14 protein-coding genes are annotated in these 16,351 nt (G+C 58.5%); 11 read left to right on the top strand and 3 right to left on the bottom strand.

The window, feature by feature from the left end; all coding sequences use genetic code 11:
- The first annotated feature begins 4 nt into the window (after positions 1-4).
- The 11 genes from MHN28_RS03475 to MHN28_RS03525 all read left to right on the top strand — a co-directional run bounded on the left by MHN28_RS03475 (position 5) and on the right by MHN28_RS03525 (position 11,872).
- On the top strand, positions 5-1,105 hold the full coding sequence (locus tag MHN28_RS03475; protein ID WP_239335955.1) for an energy transducer TonB: 1,101 nt from the start codon (positions 5-7) through the stop codon (positions 1,103-1,105).
- The gene (tolB, locus tag MHN28_RS03480) at positions 1,102-2,421 is read left to right on the top strand and encodes a Tol-Pal system beta propeller repeat protein TolB (RefSeq protein ID WP_239335957.1); all 1,320 of its coding nucleotides are present in this window, start codon (positions 1,102-1,104) and stop codon (positions 2,419-2,421) included. The genes MHN28_RS03475 and tolB overlap by 4 nt, the downstream gene beginning before the upstream one ends.
- A gap of 89 nt (positions 2,422-2,510) precedes the next feature.
- On the top strand, positions 2,511-3,014 hold the full coding sequence (pal, locus tag MHN28_RS03485) for a peptidoglycan-associated lipoprotein Pal (protein ID WP_239335959.1): 504 nt from the start codon (positions 2,511-2,513) through the stop codon (positions 3,012-3,014).
- A 4-nt stretch (positions 3,015-3,018) separates the two neighbouring features.
- Positions 3,019-3,843 (top strand): tol-pal system protein YbgF, encoded by an 825-nt coding sequence (gene ybgF / locus MHN28_RS03490; protein WP_239335967.1) that lies wholly within the window; start codon positions 3,019-3,021, stop codon positions 3,841-3,843.
- Positions 3,840-5,093, top strand: a complete 1,254-nt coding sequence (gene tilS / locus MHN28_RS03495) for a tRNA lysidine(34) synthetase TilS (RefSeq protein WP_239335968.1) — start codon at positions 3,840-3,842, stop codon at positions 5,091-5,093. The genes ybgF and tilS overlap by 4 nt, the downstream gene beginning before the upstream one ends.
- A 76-nt stretch (positions 5,094-5,169) precedes the next feature.
- Positions 5,170-7,086 (top strand): ATP-dependent zinc metalloprotease FtsH, encoded by a 1,917-nt coding sequence (gene ftsH, locus MHN28_RS03500; protein WP_239335969.1) that lies wholly within the window; start codon positions 5,170-5,172, stop codon positions 7,084-7,086.
- 103 nt (positions 7,087-7,189) lie between these two features.
- The gene (locus tag MHN28_RS03505) at positions 7,190-7,765 is read left to right on the top strand and encodes a sulfurase (RefSeq protein WP_239335970.1); all 576 of its coding nucleotides are present in this window, start codon (positions 7,190-7,192) and stop codon (positions 7,763-7,765) included.
- 165 nt (positions 7,766-7,930) lie between these two features.
- Positions 7,931-9,607: a formate--tetrahydrofolate ligase gene (locus MHN28_RS03510; RefSeq protein ID WP_239335971.1), complete on the top strand. Its 1,677-nt coding sequence runs from the start codon at positions 7,931-7,933 to the stop codon at positions 9,605-9,607.
- Between the two features lie 58 nt (positions 9,608-9,665).
- Positions 9,666-9,971 (top strand): chorismate mutase, encoded by a 306-nt coding sequence (locus MHN28_RS03515; RefSeq protein ID WP_239335973.1) that lies wholly within the window; start codon positions 9,666-9,668, stop codon positions 9,969-9,971.
- Positions 9,972-10,022: 51 nt separating this feature from the next.
- The gene (gene folD / locus MHN28_RS03520) at positions 10,023-10,913 is read left to right on the top strand and encodes a bifunctional methylenetetrahydrofolate dehydrogenase/methenyltetrahydrofolate cyclohydrolase FolD (RefSeq protein ID WP_239335975.1); all 891 of its coding nucleotides are present in this window, start codon (positions 10,023-10,025) and stop codon (positions 10,911-10,913) included.
- A 221-nt stretch (positions 10,914-11,134) separates the two neighbouring features.
- Positions 11,135-11,872 carry a LytTR family DNA-binding domain-containing protein gene (locus tag MHN28_RS03525; protein ID WP_239335977.1) on the top strand — a complete coding sequence of 246 codons (738 nt, stop codon included), beginning with the start codon at positions 11,135-11,137 and terminating at the stop codon, positions 11,870-11,872.
- Positions 11,873-11,874: 2 nt separating this feature from the next.
- Here the strand turns inward: MHN28_RS03525 and pdeM are convergent, their stop codons facing one another.
- Genes pdeM through MHN28_RS03540 form a run of 3 tightly spaced genes read right to left on the bottom strand, consistent with a single transcriptional unit; the run spans position 11,875 to position 16,338 of the window.
- On the bottom strand, positions 11,875-12,537 hold the full coding sequence (gene pdeM / locus MHN28_RS03530) for a ligase-associated DNA damage response endonuclease PdeM (protein ID WP_239335980.1): 663 nt from the start codon (positions 12,535-12,537) through the stop codon (positions 11,875-11,877).
- A 41-nt stretch (positions 12,538-12,578) separates the two neighbouring features.
- Complete coding sequence (locus MHN28_RS03535; RefSeq protein ID WP_239335981.1) at positions 12,579-14,990, bottom strand: ligase-associated DNA damage response DEXH box helicase; 2,412 nt, start codon at positions 14,988-14,990, stop codon at positions 12,579-12,581.
- A 40-nt stretch (positions 14,991-15,030) separates the two neighbouring features.
- A complete protein-coding gene (locus MHN28_RS03540) occupies positions 15,031-16,338 on the bottom strand; it encodes an ATPase (protein WP_239335982.1) in 1,308 nt (435 codons plus the stop codon).
- Between the last annotated feature and the right edge of the window lie 13 nt (positions 16,339-16,351).

A 16,351-nucleotide genomic window follows, 5' to 3' on the forward strand; every position in this document is an offset into this window, starting at 1 on the left:
CGCGGTGGATACCGGCACCAAGATCTCGGCAATTGCCCATGTCAGTTTGATTTCGTGGGCTCTGTTCGGCGGCACCTTCCGGTCCGAACCATTGCCTATGCCTGTGCAGGATATTTCCGTGGTTTCGGCTGAGCAGTTCGCGGCGATGACCGCGCAGCGCGAAGCGCCGGAAGTTCCCACACCAGCTGCCTTGCAGCAACCCGAAGCGCCCGAGGAAGAAATCCCGACACCGGAACCGGTTGAAGAAGAACCTCCAACCCCTGAGGTGTCAGAGCCAATAGAACCCGAACCGGAACAACAGCCAGAACCGCTGGACCCTCTGCCCGAGCCGGTGGTGATCGAACAGCCGCCGGCATTAGAGACACCGGAACCCGAGGCAGTTGTCTTGCCGGTGCCGCCCGAGCCTGACGCTCAGCCGCGCCCCGCGGATAAGGTCGCGCCTGAACCTGTTGCACCACCGCCGCCCGAGGCAACGATTGACGACATCGAAACCCCGGCCGTGTCGCTGGACGAAGGGGCTGAGACCCAGCAGGAACAGCGGGAGCAGACCGCGCCAGAAGAGGCTCAGCCCGAAATCATTACCGAGGCCGAAGAAGGTAAAGACCCAGCGCCAACGGCTTCGCCACGCCCACGGGTCAGACCCAACCGGCCCACGCCCCCGGCAGAGCCCAAGGTAGCGGAGGTGGAAGAGCCAACGCCGCCGGAGCCGGCGCCAAGCGACGAGGCCGCCATCAACGATGCGCTGGCAGAAGCACTGCAGCAAAGCAGTGAACCGTCTGGCCCACCGCTGACCGCAGGCGAGAAGGATGCTATGCGGCTGGCCGTATCTAAGTGCTGGAACGTCGGTTCGTTGTCGACAGATGCGCTGCAAACTGTTGTGGTCGTTGGTTTCTCGCTGGCCCCGGACGGCAAGGTGATCGGCGGCAGCCTGCGGATGTTGGACAGTTCCGGTGGGACTGCGACGTCGGCCAAACAAGCCTATGACGCCGCCCGGCGAGCGATTTTGCGCTGCGGGGCCAAAGGATACACCCTGCCTGCTGACAAATACGATCAATGGCGGGATATTGAGATTACATTCAATCCCGAGAGGATGCGGATCAAATGATTAGATTTCTGACCAGCCTGTTGCTTGGCCTGACAATTCTGGCAGCGCCGGTGCACGCCCAAAGCGGACCGCTGCGTCTGGAACTGGATCAGGGGATCATCGAACCCTTGCCCTTTGCGGTGCCGAACTTCGTGCCCGACGGGCCAGCGGCCACGCAATATGCCAACGACATCTCACGTGTTGTCGCCGCCGACCTGACCGGAACCGGGTTGTTCCGGGAAATCTCGTCGGACGCGTTCATCAGTCGGGTCAGCAGTTTCGATGCCCCGGTGCAGTTCGCGGATTGGAAGGCGATCAACGCCGAAGCTTTGGTGACCGGAGCCGTAAATGTTTCGGGTAAACGGCTGACGGTGCGGTTCCGGGTCTGGGATGTGTTCTCGGGTCAGGAACTGGGCAACGGATTGCAGTTTTCCGGCACAACGGATGGGTGGCGTCGCATGGCGCACAAAGTGGCCGATCAGGTCTATAGCCGCGTGACCGGCGAGGGCGGTTACTTTGACAGCCGCGTCGCATTTGTTTCGGAAAGCGGGCCCAAGAATCAGCGCCTGAAGCGACTGGCCATCATGGATTATGACGGGGCAAACGTTCAGTTTCTGACCGATAGCTCTGCAATTGTTCTGGCGCCGCGCTTTTCGCCGACTGGTGATCGCTTGCTCTACACCAGTTACGAGACCGGCCAGCCGCGCATCTATGTTCTGGACGTTGACCGCGTCAAACGGACCGAGTTGAAAACACAGGACGGTACGATGAGCTTCTCTCCACGGTTCTCGCCGGATGGTCGTTCGATTGTGTATTCCTTGATTCAGGGCGGTAACACCGATCTTTGGAAGATGGATCTGGCTTCGGGTCAAAGCGTGCGCCTGACCAACACTCCGGCGATTGAAACTGCGCCCAGCTACTCGCCGGACGGCTCGCAGATCGTGTTCGAAAGCGACCGTTCGGGTACGCCGCAGCTGTACATTATGCCTGCGAATGGCGGAGAGGCGACCCGCATCAGTTTTGGACAGGGCCGCTATGGCACGCCAGTCTGGTCGCCGCGTGGTGACCTGATCGCCTTTACCAAACAGAACAAGGGCCGTTTCCATATCGGGGTCATGCGCACTGACGGCAGCGAGGAACGTCTGCTGACCTCGTCTTTCCTGGACGAAGGTCCGACCTGGTCACCAAACGGCCGTGTCATCATGTTCACACGCGAGTCGCAGGGCGCAAGCGGTCGGGCCACGCTGTATTCAGTGGATATCTCTGGCCGAAACCTGCGTCCGGTGCGTACACCTGACGGTGGTAGCGACCCATCCTGGGGGCCACTGCAGAAGTGATCATTGCAGGGGGTTGGAAAAGTTCACAAATTTCCTGCACTGTGATAACAGAGACGGCAATAAAGCGATAAAACGACGAGGCACCTGAAATGAATGTATTGGGCAAAGTCATAGCATTGGGCGTGCTTGGGGTAATGGCCGCCTGCACCAACAATGATCCGTCGGCAATTGGCGGCGGCGCAGGCGGAAACGGTTCGATCGTACCGGGCTCGCCTAGCGACCCACGCTCGCCAGCCTATTTCCAGCAATCCGTAGGCGACCGCGTGTTGTTCGAAGTGGACCAGTCGACACTGACACCGCAGGCGCAGACTGTGTTGCAGGGGCAGGCGGATTGGTTGCTGGCCAACACGGATTTCGTGGCCACGATCGAGGGTCATGCGGATGAACAAGGCACCCGCGAATACAACCTTGCGCTAGGCGCGCGTCGGGCAAACGCCGCACGAGAGTTCCTGATTTCGCGGGGCGTCGCGGGCAACCGCCTGACCACCGTCAGCTACGGCAAGGAACGCCCGATCGAAATTTGCAGTACCGAGGAATGCTATTCCAAAAACCGCCGGGCGGTGACGGTGCTGACCGGTTCAACCTTGGGGTAAAAAGATGCGAATTGCAGGATGGGTTCTGGCCGCGGTTGTAGCGACCGCTGGCGTGGCAAACGCACAGGATCAGCAAACCCTGGCGGACATTCGTCAGGAATTGACGGTGTTGCACGTGGAAATTCAGCGCCTTAAGCGCGAGTTTTCGACCACCGGTTCTCCGGCCCCCAATCTGTCCGGCAGTTCCGTTCTGGAACGCGTCGATGCCATTGAGGCAGAGTTGCAGCGTCTTACACGGCAGACGGAACAGTTGAATCAGCGTGTTCAGAACATCGTCACAGACGGGACTAACAGGATCGGTGATCTTGAATTCCGGCTGGTCGAACTGGAAGGGGGGGATCTTAGTACGATTGGCGAAACCTCGACGCTGGGTGGAGAAACTGAAGTCACTGCTGCTGCACCTGCCACACCATCCGCACCGCCGGTATCTGATCAGGGCGAGCTTGCAGTTGGCGAGCGGGCGGATTTTGACGCCGCATCCCAAGCGCTTGCGGATGGCAACTTTCAGGCCGCCGCCGAACAGTTTGCATCGTTCGAAACTGCATACCCAGGCAGCCCCCTGGCACCCGAAGCCAACCTGAAACGCGGGCAGGCGCTTGTTGGTTTGGGAGAGACCCGCGAGGCTGCGCGGGCCTTTCTGGCGAGCTTCACCGGCGATTCCGAAGGGGCGTTTGCCCCCGAGGCGCTGTTTGAGCTTGGCTCGGCACTGGGGCGTCTTGGGCAAACCGACCAGGCCTGCATTACCCTAAGCGAGGTGGGTGTCCGGTTCCCGAGCTCAACCTCGGCAACGAGTGCCACGCAGGAAATGGCCTCGCTGGGCTGTTCTTGACGGAACATGCAGACAAATTGCGCGCGGATATCCGCGCGCGGCTGCCTGAAAAGCTGCCAGCCCGATTGGGCGTAGCGGTGTCTGGTGGGGGCGACTCGGTTGCCTTGCTTTTGCTGCTGAACGAGATCGCTCAAAGCGAAAATGCAGAGCTTTTTGTGGCAACGGTTGACCATGGATTGCGTCCCGAAGCAGCAGCGGAAGCTGTCAAAGTGGGTGAACTTGCGGCGCGTTTGGGCGTTCCACATCAAACGCTGGTCTGGGATGGCTGGACTGGTGATGGAAACCTTCAGGACCACGCTCGCCAGGCGCGCTATCGGTTATTGACCGAATGGGCACGGCGCAACGCCATCAGCGCGATTGCCCTTGGCCACACGGCGGACGATCAGGCCGAGACGTTTCTGATGCGCCTGGGTCGGGCTTCTGGTGTAACCGGGCTGGCGGGGATGCCTGCCGTGCGCGATCAGGACGGCGTGACCCTTCTGCGTCCGATGCTGAAGATCACCCGAAAGCAACTGCGCGACTACCTGACGGCAAAGGGCGTGGAGTGGATCGAGGACCCTTCGAATCACGACCTTCGGTTCGACCGGATTAAAGCGCGACAGGCGTTGTCCGGCCTCGAAGGATTGGGCATTACAGCCGGTTCTCTGACGCGGGTTACTGAAAACCTTGCACAAGCGCGTGAGGCATTGGTGCGTTATACGCAGGAATCCGCCCGCAAAGTTTCAATGGTTGACGCCGGTGATATCTGCTTGGATCGACGCGGGATTCAGGACTTGCCACAGGAAATTCAGCGCCGGATTCTGGTCGGCTGCGTCGCTTGGATCGCGGGTGCTGGGTATCCACCGCGTCAAAGCTCGGTGGATCAGGCTCTGAATGCGATTGACGAGGGCAAGGGAACCTCAATCGGTGGCTGTCTGTTGGTCCCTCAGGGCAATAAGATGTGGATTTGCAGAGAGCTAAACGCGGTCCTCGGCGAATCCGCGAACCCCGGCGAGTTGTGGGACAAGCGCTGGATTTTGTCTGGGCCATCGGTTGCCGGGGCTGAAATTCGCCCATTGGGAGATAAAGGATTGCCAAAGGTTCCGGACTGGCGGGAATTAGGCAAACCTCGCGCGGCATTGCTGTCCTCACCAGCTGTTTGGATTGGAGACGATCTGCTTGCCGCACCCCTTGCGGGTTTTTCCAATGGCTGGATGGCTGAATTGGCCCAGGAAACGCCCGAGTTTCACTCTTCTCTTTTATCGCATTGAACATGCTTGAATCATCTCTATTTTATAGAGCAACCCGGCAGACCCCCATCTGCCGAAATCTTTTGGGAGATTTTCCTTGGGCAACGCTCGTAACATCGCCTTCTGGGTCGTTTTGTTTCTGCTGATCCTTGCACTGTTCAATCTGTTCAGTGGACCAGGCGGAACGCTTCAGAATAATGAAAGAACCTATTCCGATTTTGTCACTGCGGTTGAAAGCGGCGAAGTCAAGAACGTGACGCTGGACGGCGAACAGATTCGCTATACCACGCAAAGCGGTGCCAGCTATGTCACCATCAAACCCGGCGATGCCGAAGTCACCAAGCTGCTGATCGACGAGAACATCCCCGTTCGTGCGGAAAAACAGCAGCAGTCTGGATTCCAGTCGTTCCTGATTACGCTGTTGCCCTTCCTGCTCCTGATCGGTGTCTGGGTCTATTTCATGAACCGGATGCAGGGTGGTGGCAAAGGCGGTGCGATGGGCTTTGGCAAGTCTAAGGCCAAGATGCTGACCGAAAAGCACGGCCGCGTGACCTTTGACGACGTTGCAGGCATCGATGAAGCCAAGGAAGAGCTGGAGGAGATCGTGGAATTTCTGCGTAACCCGCAGAAATTCAGCCGTCTGGGCGGCAAGATCCCGAAGGGCGCGCTGCTGGTTGGCCCTCCGGGTACCGGTAAGACGCTGCTGGCGCGCGCAATTGCGGGTGAGGCGGGCGTGCCGTTTTTCACCATTTCGGGTTCCGATTTCGTTGAGATGTTCGTCGGCGTCGGTGCATCACGTGTGCGCGACATGTTCGAACAGGCCAAGAAGAACGCGCCTTGTATCGTTTTCATCGACGAGATCGACGCCGTGGGTCGCCATCGTGGCGCAGGCTATGGCGGTGGTAACGACGAACGCGAACAAACGCTCAACCAACTGTTGGTCGAGATGGACGGGTTCGAGGCCAATGAAGGTGTCATCATCTTGGCGGCTACCAACCGTAAAGACGTTCTGGACCCCGCTCTGCTGCGTCCCGGCCGTTTTGACCGCAACGTGACCGTTGGTAACCCCGACATCAAAGGCCGTGAGAAAATTCTGGGCGTGCACGCGCGCAAGACACCTCTGGGCCCCGATGTCGATCTGCGCATCATCGCACGTGGTACTCCGGGCTTCTCGGGTGCCGATCTGGCGAACCTTGTGAACGAGGCTGCGCTGATGGCTGCACGAGTAGGCCGTCGCTTTGTCACCATGGAAGACTTTGAGAACGCCAAGGACAAGGTGATGATGGGTGCCGAGCGCCGCTCGATGGTGCTGACGCAGGACCAAAAGGAAAAGACCGCCTACCACGAGGCTGGTCACGCCGTTGTGGGTCTGGAGCTGCCCCTGTGCGATCCAGTCTACAAGGCGACGATCATTCCGCGCGGTGGTGCGCTGGGTATGGTTGTGTCGCTGCCGGAAATGGATCGCCTGAACTATCACCGTGATGAGTGTGAGCAGAAGCTGGCCATGACTATGGCTGGTAAGGCTGCCGAGGTCATCAAATATGGTGAAGACCACGTTTCGAACGGCCCGGCTGGTGACATCATGCAGGCCAGCCAGTTGGCGCGCGCCATGGTGATGCGCTGGGGTATGTCGGACAAGGTCGGCAATATCGACTATGCCGAGGCCCACGAAGGCTATCAGGGCAACACCGCCGGTTTCTCGGTTTCAGCTCATACCAAAGAGCTGATCGAAGAAGAGGTGAAACGCCTGATCCAGCAGGGTTACGAGCGTGCGCACAAGATCCTGACTGAAAAGAACGAGGAATGGGAGCGTTTGGCGCAAGGTCTGCTGGAATACGAAACCCTGACTGGCGACGAGATCAAGCGTGTCATGAATGGCGACTCGCCGAACGAAGGCGACGATGAAGGCGACAGCCCTGACGAGGGTAACGCACCCAGCGTCACCGCCATTCCCAAGACCAAGGTTAAGAAAACCCCTCCTGACGGCGGGATGGAGCCGGAACCTTCGGCATAAGGCAATCAGACCCGGGCATTGTCCCGGGTCTTTTTTGGCCTTTTCATTTCGCACCGGCTGGCCTCTATTGCTTTTTAACGACCAGTTTTCAAAGGGGCTTTTAATGCCGGTATTGCGCGAGACAGAATTCACGGGTGAAGTCGTTTGGCTGGGCCATGTACCTGCGGGCGACTCGATCCGCGCCAAGGCTGTCGAATCTTTGGATCTGGACTTCGCAGGTGAGAAAGGTGCGCGGCACGAGGGCGTCAATCGAGCCTCCTGTGTCAGGGTCAAGAACCTATATCCACAGGGCACCGAAATCCGTAATGTCCGTCAATTGTCGGTCCTGTCCGCGGAAGAGATGGACGGCATGGCCAAAGAAATGGGATTGGACCGTCTCGATCCCGCGTTTCTGGGCGTTAGCATCCTGTTGCGGGGTATACCCGATTTCACGCATATCCCTCCGGCTTCGCGTCTGCAGGTCCGCGATGGCGTGACGATTACCGTGGATATGGAAAACAGACCTTGCGTCCTTCCCGGGCGTGAGATCGAGGCGGATCAGCCGGGTTACGGCGCATCCTTCAAGCCTGCGGCAAAGGGGCGTAGGGGGGTGACGGCGTGGGTGGAACGCCCGGGACAGTTGCGGCTGGGGGATCGGATGACGTTATTCGTACCGGATCAAAGGGCCTGGGCGCCATAAAGGCAAACCGTTTCCGATTTGAAACCGGCGAATTGACGCTACGCCGTTTCACGGCATGATTATGTCGGAATCTATATCCATCGGGATTGTACACAACGGTATGGATTGGCCAGCACCGGCCTATCTGCGCCGGTTTGCACGGTATTCAATCAGGGATATTGCCCAATGAGCTACAAATCCGACATCGAAATCGCTCGTGAAGCGAACAAGAAGCCGATTCAGGAAATCGGCGCAAAGATCGGCATCTCCAGCGACGATCTGCTGCCTTACGGCCACGACAAGGCGAAGGTCAGCCAAGACTTCATCAACTCGGTTCAGGACCGCGAAGACGGTAAACTGATCCTGGTCACCGCGATCAACCCGACCCCTGCGGGTGAAGGTAAAACCACCACCACCGTTGGTCTGGGCGATGGCCTGAACCGCATCGGCAAGAACGCGATGATCTGTATCCGCGAAGCTTCGCTTGGCCCGAACTTCGGCATGAAGGGCGGCGCTGCAGGTGGTGGTTACGCGCAGGTTGTTCCGATGGAAGAAATGAACCTGCACTTCACCGGTGACTTCCACGCGATCACTTCGGCCCACTCGCTGCTGTCGGCGATGATCGACAACCACATCTACTGGGGCAACGAGCAGGAAATCGACACCCGCCGCGTCGCATGGCGTCGTGTGGTCGACATGAACGACCGTGCCCTGCGTCAGATCACTGCCTCTCTGGGTGGTGTGTCGAACGGCTTCCCGCGTGAAGCAGGCTTTGACATCACCGTGGCGTCCGAAGTCATGGCGATCCTGTGCCTGGCAAACGACCTTAAGGATCTGGAAAAGCGTCTGGGCGATATCATCGTTGCTTACCGCCGCGACAAGACTCCGGTTTACTGCCGCGACATCAAGGCCGAAGGCGCAATGACTGTTTTGCTGAAGGACGCAATGCAGCCGAACCTGGTGCAGACGCTGGAAAACAACCCGGCCTTTGTCCACGGTGGCCCGTTCGCGAACATCGCACACGGCTGTAACTCGGTCATTGCGACCAAGACCGCTCTGAAAGTTGCCGACTATGTCGTGACCGAAGCAGGCTTTGGTGCCGACCTGGGTGCCGAGAAGTTCATGAACATCAAGTGCCGTAAGGCGGGGATTGCTCCGTCGGCAGTAGTTCTGGTTGCGACCGTTCGCGCGATGAAGATGAACGGTGGCGTTGCCAAGGCCGATCTGGGCGCGGAAAATGTTGATGCAGTTCAGTCGGGCTGTGCCAACCTGGGCCGCCACATCGAGAACGTTAAGTCGTTTGGCGTTCCGGTCGTCGTCGCAATCAACCACTTCGTAACCGATACCGATGACGAAGTTCAGGCGGTCAAAGACTACTGTGCCGAGCACGGCGTCGAAGCGATCCTGTCGCGTCACTGGGAATTGGGTTCGGATGGCTCTGCGCCTCTGGCCGAAAAAGTTGTCGAAATCGTCGAAAACGGTGCCGCGAACTTCTCGCCGATCTACCCCGACGACATGCCGCTGTTCGAGAAGATCGAAACCATCGCCAAGCGTATCTACCGCGCGGACGAGGTTTTGGCCGACAACAAAATCCGCAACCAGCTGCGCGAGTGGGAAGAAGCCGGTTACGGCAACCTGCCGGTTTGCATGGCGAAAACTCAGTACTCGTTCTCGACCGACCCGACCCTGCGCGGCGCGCCCACCGGCCACTCGGTTCCGGTACGCGAAGTTCGCCTGTCCGCAGGTGCCGGCTTCATCGTGGTTGTCTGCGGTGAGATCATGACTATGCCCGGCTTGCCGCGCAAACCAGCTGCGGAAACCATCTGCCTCAATGACGCAGGTGAGATCGAGGGCTTGTTCTAAGCCGCCGAATAGGACATCTCGTGGTCCGGGGAATCCCCCGGGCCATGAGGAGACGAACATGCCCACTCTGACACCGCCGCAAGACTGCCAATCGATGCAGGAATTGCGGCCTCAGATCGACAAGCTGGACCGCCAACTGATCGAATTGTTGGTGACGCGCGCAAGTTACATTGACCGCGCGTCCGAGCTGAAGCCGGGCGAGGGCTTGCCTGCCCGTATCCCGGATCGTGTCGAAGAAGTGGTGCAGCGCGTGCGCGCAAGTTCTGCCGAGCTGGGAATGGACCCGGACCTTGCTGAACAGTTGTGGCGCATATTGATTGACTGGTCGATCGCCCGCGAAGAGCGTGTACTCGGCCCTGACTGAATGACCGGGCGCCCCATGCGCCCGATCCGTTTTTGAAGAAGGGATCAAAGGATGGTAGCGCAGGTTATCGATGGGAAGGCCTTTGCCGCCAAGGTGCGCGGGCAGGTTGCCGATCAGGTTGCTAAGCTGAAAGAAGAAAACGGCATCACCCCCGGTCTGGCGGTGGTTCTGGTGGGCGAGGATCCGGCTAGCCAGGTCTATGTCCGCTCCAAGGGCAAGATGACCGTCGAGGTTGGTATGAACTCGTACGAGCACAAGCTGGACGTCGACACGTCCGAAGAGGACCTGCTGGCGCTGATCGACAAGCTGAACAACGATCCGGCGGTGCATGGCATTCTGGTGCAGTTGCCGCTTCCCAAGCACCTGAACGAAGATCTGGTGATCAACTCGATTGATCCGGCTAAAGATGTTGATGGTTTCCACATCTCGAATGTGGGTTTGTTGGGCACTGGTCAGAAATCGATGGTGCCTTGCACTCCGCTGGGTTGCCTGATGATGCTGCGTGATCACCATGGCTCGCTGTCGGGTAAGGATGCGGTTGTAATTGGCCGCTCGAACATCGTGGGCAAGCCGATGGCGCAGCTGTTGCTGGGTGACAGCTGCACCGTGACCATCGCGCACAGCCGCACCAAAGACCTGCCTGACGTCGTGCGGCGCGCGGACATCGTGGTCGCCGCCGTAGGACGCCCGGAAATGGTACCCGGCGACTGGATCAAGGAAGGTGCGACCGTCATCGATGTGGGCATCAACCGGATTGAACGCGACGGCAAAAACAAGCTGGTTGGCGACGTGGATTATGCCAGCGCGGCCGAGCGTGCGGGTGCTATTACACCTGTACCTGGTGGTGTGGGTCCGATGACCATTGCCTGCCTCTTGGCCAATACGCTGACGGCGTGCTGCCGCGCCAACGGATTGCCCGAACCCGAAGGGCTGACGGCCTAAATAACAAGGTTGGGGCACGTTTTGAGCTGCCCCAACCAACCCGCGCTTTGTGCCATGCCAAGGTCCGCGGCAAAGACGCAAGCGCAGTAATTTTCCCCATCAATTATGTTTGAATGTTTGCATTGAGCGTGATAGCGCTGATTTTTCAGCCGGTTATAGATTGTTTTGAGTAGCTCTCCGGGACATTTGGCTGGGTCCTCGGATGTGGCTTTTAATTTGGTATGACGTCAAAACTAAGTCTCGACAGCAAGGTGTTCAGCCCACAGCGCGTGGTGGCCGGATTTGTTTTCCTGCCAATGCTGGCCTATACATTTCCGCCTTTCATGGTTTCGGAACTGCCATTCGTTCTGCGCCTTCTGTTTTGGATCGGAGTGATGGCGATCGCCCTCACGTCCACCTGGATGTCCAGAAAGCTATTTCACGAGACTCAAGCCGGTCTGAAGGTTCCAGCGCGCGATCTTATGTTTGCTCTGCTTGTACTGGTTCTGTTTATCCCGTCGCTTTGGGCGCTGGCCTGGCTTCTGTTTTCTTTTGGCGGGTATACCGCACCCGGAATTCCACGCGTAGTGGGCTACAGCACCCTTTTTACTGCCGGGTTGATTCTGATGCGTCAGGTCGAGCCAAAAAGTGAACCAACGCCTCCCCTGGCGCCGCGTCTGACACGGCGATTGCCGGCTTCGTTTCAGGGGCAGGTGTACCGCCTGACGTCGCGAAACCACTATGTTGATGTCGTCACCTCGGAAGGCACGTTTACGATCCGATCAAGATTCACCGACGCTATCGCCGAAATGGAACCCTTGTCCGGGCACTGTGCACACCGGTCCCATTGGGTCGCCGACGAAGCCATCATAGGTACCAAGAAGGCAGATGAAAGAACCTATCTGAAGTTGGTGAATGGAGACCTGGTGCCGGTCAGCCGAAAATACAAACCAATGCTCGAAGAAGACGGTCTAATCTGAATTTATCGCGGCATCGGAATGAGTTGGGGTTGCTGACCGGTCAGGATGGCCATTGCCCTGTCGCTCATCAACTCGTTCAGGACCTTCTCGGAACTCAGCAAACCACCCGTATACGTACCATAAGCAGGGAGGATGAGCCGTGCATGGTCCAGTAAGAACGCGGGACGCGTGATGCTACGTCCGCGCGCCTTCAGCCGGATTTTGGGGTGGAAATGGCCTGAAACCTCGCCCCGTCCACCGGGTTGCGCAATATGTCTGAAAACCAATGGGCCAGCCAAACAATCTGACCGATGCGTACCGCCCAGATCAATTGGGCCCGGGTCGTGGTTCCCTTCGATCCAAATCCATTGGCGTCCCGCCTGCAGGGCCGTAAGCCTGAGTTTCTCAGCTGTTCCAAGGGCGGCGAGCGCGTCCAGATCATCAAAGCTGTCGCCAAGGCAGATGACCGTCTGGGCTTCGGTTTTTTCAATATCAGCAGCCAGTCTGGTCAGAGTGTCGAGACTGTCATAGGGGGGCAGGGACGGGCCGCCTCGTCGCGCCATACGTTCGGATTTGCCCAAGTGTAGGTCACTTACGCATAGCAGGTTTTGGTCGGGCCACCACAAAGCACCTGACCCCAACGCACGCAGGTTTTGCTGGACAAAGGAAAACGCCAAATCGTTCATGTTACGTTCTTTACCTTCTTACGTAACCGGTGCAAGCGGTATTACGGTGATTCCAATCCAGCCAACTGCAGCAGACGGGCGCTTTCCTCGGCCAGCAACCGTTCCTCGGCAGCACCTTTGACCGGTACTTTCCCGACCTCAAGAAACAGCGGGGCAGCCAATGGAGAGACCCGCTCCAACCGAACCAGATCGATCCGGTCGCTGATGCGGGCGATCATCTCTTCGATACGCCCGAAATCCACCAGCCCGCGCATGGCCTCTTCGCGTGTGATCTGCATCAGCAGGTGGTTGGGGTCGTATTTCAACAGAGTGTCGTACAGAATATCCGACGAGAACGTCGCCTGCCGCCCGCTTTTGCGCTGTCCACCAGTATTGCGTTCAATCAATCCGGCGACCGTTGCCGAGGCACGAAATGTTCGTTTCATCACCGCATTGCCCGCCAGCCAATTCTCAAGCCCATCGCGCAACGTGTCCTGCCGAAACAGGGGGCGCGGGTCCATCACGGCGTCCAACCCCCAGATCAGAGTGGCATAATCGGTGGCAACGAAGCCAATCGGGGCCAGTCCGGTTTCCTCCATCCGTTTGGTCAGCAGCAGGCCTAGCGTTTGCTGTGCATTGCGCCCCGCAAATCCATATACGCACAGGTGTTCGCGCCCATCGTTGGGAAAGCTCTCGATCAGCAAGCGATCCCTTTGTGGCAGGTGCGACATGTCGCGTTGAAGGGCCAACCAATCCGATGTGTGCTGTGGTAACTGAGGCCAGGCTGTTTGGGCAAACATCCGCAGGATACGGTCGCTGAGCTGCGTGGAGGTGGCGAATTTCGTTCCCGAGAAGGTGGCAATCTTGGGTTTCTTGTCTGCACGTCGGCTGACCTCGACCACCATTTCGCGTAGGCCTTCATAGCGTACGATCTGACCGCCGATCAGAAACGTGTCTCCAGGCGTCAGCGACGCGGCGAACGCCTCTTCAACCTCACCCAGAGGTTTGCCGCCGCGGTTGCGTTTCAGGCGCACCTTCAGCGTGTCTGTATCCTGAATCGTGCCCAGATTCATTCGGATACGTTGCGCGGCTCGGGGGTCTCTCAGCTGCCACTTTCCGTCTGGACGTTGCAACAGTCTCTGCCAGCGATCGTAGGCACGAAGGGCATAGCCTCCGGTGGCGCAAAAATCCAGGCAGGCATCGAATTCCGCCCGGTTGAGTTCGGCAAACGGCCCGGCGGTGGTCATCTCAACGAATAGCGATTCCGCTTCGAACGGGCCTGCGGCTGCAGCGATCAGGATATGCTGGCACAACACATCCCGAGGACCGGGGCCGCGCGGTTCTCCGTCCAGATCGTGGGCTTTGGCGGCCTCAAGTGCCGCGATACATTCCACGACCTCAAAGCGGTTTGCGGGCACCAACAGTGCCTTAGAGGGCGCATTATAGCGGTGGTTGGCGCGCCCGATCCGTTGCACCAACCGTTTGACGTTCTTGGGTGCGCCAATCTGGATGACCAGATCCACGTCTCCCCAGTCGATGCCCAGATCCAGACTGCCGGTGCAGACAATTGCGCGCAGATCACCGCGCACCATTGCGGCCTCGACACGCTCGCGCTGCTGGCGATCCAGACTGCCATGGTGGATGCCGATGGGCAGGGCGTCGTCATTGGCGAGCCAGAGATTGTGAAAGAAAATCTCGGCCTGCGCGCGGGTATTGTGAAAGATCAGCGTCGTCTTGTGCTGTTTGATCTGATCCAGAACCGCCGGGATCGAATAGGCGGCTCCGCCTCCGGACCAGGGGGGCATCTCTTGCGTCTCAAGCATCCGAATGTCCGGATCGGGGCCGGGGTCAGCCTGAATGATCCGACAGGGGTCGGGGTGGCGGGCCAAAAACCGCGCAATGCCTTCAGGGTCTTCGACGGTGGCGGACAGGCCGACGCGGCGCAGGTCCGGGCACAAGCTTTGCAGCCGGGCAAGGGCCAACATCAGTTGATCCCCGCGTTTGCTCTCAGCCAGTGCGTGGATTTCGTCGACGATCACCCGTTGCACGCCATTAAACATCCGCGGAGCGTCTTCGTATGAGGTCAGCAAAGCCAGGCTTTCTGGCGTCGTCAGCAAGATATGCGGAGGGTCCACGCGTTGGCGTTTCTTCTGTGTTGCCGAGGTATCACCGGTTCGGTCTTCAATACGAATTGGCAGGCCGATTTCGTCCGCCGGGCTACGAAGGTTTCGTCGGATATCGGCTGCCAAAGCCTTGAGAGGAGAGATATAAATCGTGTGCAGACCGGTCCGGTCACCTGCGGCCAGTTCAGCCAGTGTCGGCAGAAATCCTGCCATCGTCTTACCGCCACCGGTTGGCGCGATCAGCAATGTGGCCGGGTCCGCAGCCCGGTCGAACATGTCCTGTTGGTGCGGGTGGATGGACCAACCTTTTGAGGCAAACCAATCCGTGATCCGAGCGGGAATCTGCGTCATGCGCGCAGACTACCCGTCTAATCCCGGAAATGGCACGGCGTTATTTGACGATCGTCTCATCCTTGACGAACATGTTGGCCCAGGCGCGGTCGATCAGGTCGGGGCTCATCTGGTACGGGATACCTTCGAACTCGCAGATCGAGATCATCTGGTCGATCAGGAAGATCGGCTGATAATTTGCGTAGACGTTGTTGATGGTCGGGTATTTAACCTTCAGCAAATGCACCAGAGCGGATTCGTCCAGCGGCATGCCGCGCTTGCGGGCCACCATCGCAAAGATTTTCAGGAAGTCTTCCTGGTTCGGTCCACCAATCTTGATCTTGAAGAAGATCCGGCGCAGGGCCGCTTGGTCAAAGATTTCGTTCGGGTGGAAGTTGGTCGAGAAGATGACCAGCGTGTCGAACGGGACTTCGAATTTCTCACCGGATTGCAGGCCGAGAATATCCTTGTTCTCTTCCAGCGGAACAATCCAGCGGTTGATCAGGGCCTGTGGCGGTTCCTGCTGACGGCCAAGGTCGTCCACGATGAAGATGCCGCCGGTCGACTTCAATTGCAGCGGTGCCTGATAGGTTCGCGCTGTCGGATTGTACACCAGATCCAACATGCTGAGCGACAATTCACCGCCAGTCACAACGGTCGGGCGTTCACATTGAACATAGCGCGTGTCGAACCGCTTGCGGCGGCGCAGGCTGTTGGGGTCGTCGGCCTCTTGCTCGATCGCGGTGTGAACAATCGGGTCATAGACCGTGATCACCTGACCCGCGTATTCGATCGCCCGAGGCACATACACGTTGTCACCAAGCGCGTCGCGAATACCGTTCGAGATCGAGGACTTACCGTTGCCCGGAGGGCCGTACATCAGAATGGACCGGCCCGCGCTAACCGCAGGGCCCAAATGGTCCAGAAGGCTGTCGGGCAGAACCAGATGGCCCATCGCTCCGGTCAGTTGGTCACGTGTAACCTGAATATTTCGGATCGATTGGCGCTTGACCTGTTCCCGATAGACGTCCAGCGGAACCGGCATTGCGCCGAAGTATTCCGATTGGCTCAGCGCGTCCAGCGAGCGCGCCTTGCCTGCGTCCGTCAACTGATACCCCATCTCATTGCCGCTGTTGGCATTCAGGGTACCTGTGGCTTCGATCAGCTTCTGTTCGCGCGCAATGTCGATCAGTTCCTGGGTGACCGCGCCGGGCAGGCAGATTGCTTCTGCGACTTGTGAGACAGTGTCGACGTTCTTTCGGAACATCGTCTTGAGCAGAATGTCCCGCATCATCACGATGGGCAATTTCATTTCGCCCAACCCCTTGGGGGCAGGGGGGGCCATTACCGAAGTGGTCTGCATATTCATGAGCGTTGCCCGT

Origin of the sequence: Ruegeria sp. Ofav3-42, assembly GCF_022347725.1 — a bacterium.
Taxonomy (GTDB): domain Bacteria; phylum Pseudomonadota; class Alphaproteobacteria; order Rhodobacterales; family Rhodobacteraceae; genus Ruegeria.

Excerpts from the sequence above, each read along its gene's own strand:
- tolB (WP_239335957.1), top strand. The coding sequence starts at position 1,102 with ATGATTAGATTTCTGACCAGCCTGTTGCTTGGCCTGACAATTCTGGCA.
- pal (WP_239335959.1), top strand. The coding sequence starts at position 2,511 with ATGAATGTATTGGGCAAAGTCATAGCATTGGGCGTGCTTGGGGTAATG.
- ybgF (WP_239335967.1), top strand. The coding sequence starts at position 3,019 with ATGCGAATTGCAGGATGGGTTCTGGCCGCGGTTGTAGCGACCGCTGGC.
- MHN28_RS03505 (WP_239335970.1), top strand. The coding sequence starts at position 7,190 with ATGCCGGTATTGCGCGAGACAGAATTCACGGGTGAAGTCGTTTGGCTG.
- MHN28_RS03510 (WP_239335971.1), top strand. The coding sequence starts at position 7,931 with ATGAGCTACAAATCCGACATCGAAATCGCTCGTGAAGCGAACAAGAAG.
- MHN28_RS03515 (WP_239335973.1), top strand. The coding sequence starts at position 9,666 with ATGCCCACTCTGACACCGCCGCAAGACTGCCAATCGATGCAGGAATTG.
- folD (WP_239335975.1), top strand. The coding sequence starts at position 10,023 with ATGGTAGCGCAGGTTATCGATGGGAAGGCCTTTGCCGCCAAGGTGCGC.
- MHN28_RS03525 (WP_239335977.1), top strand. The coding sequence starts at position 11,135 with ATGACGTCAAAACTAAGTCTCGACAGCAAGGTGTTCAGCCCACAGCGC.
- pdeM (WP_239335980.1), bottom strand. The coding sequence starts at position 12,537 with ATGAACGATTTGGCGTTTTCCTTTGTCCAGCAAAACCTGCGTGCGTTG.
- MHN28_RS03535 (WP_239335981.1), bottom strand. The coding sequence starts at position 14,990 with ATGACGCAGATTCCCGCTCGGATCACGGATTGGTTTGCCTCAAAAGGT.
- MHN28_RS03540 (WP_239335982.1), bottom strand. The coding sequence starts at position 16,338 with ATGAATATGCAGACCACTTCGGTAATGGCCCCCCCTGCCCCCAAGGGG.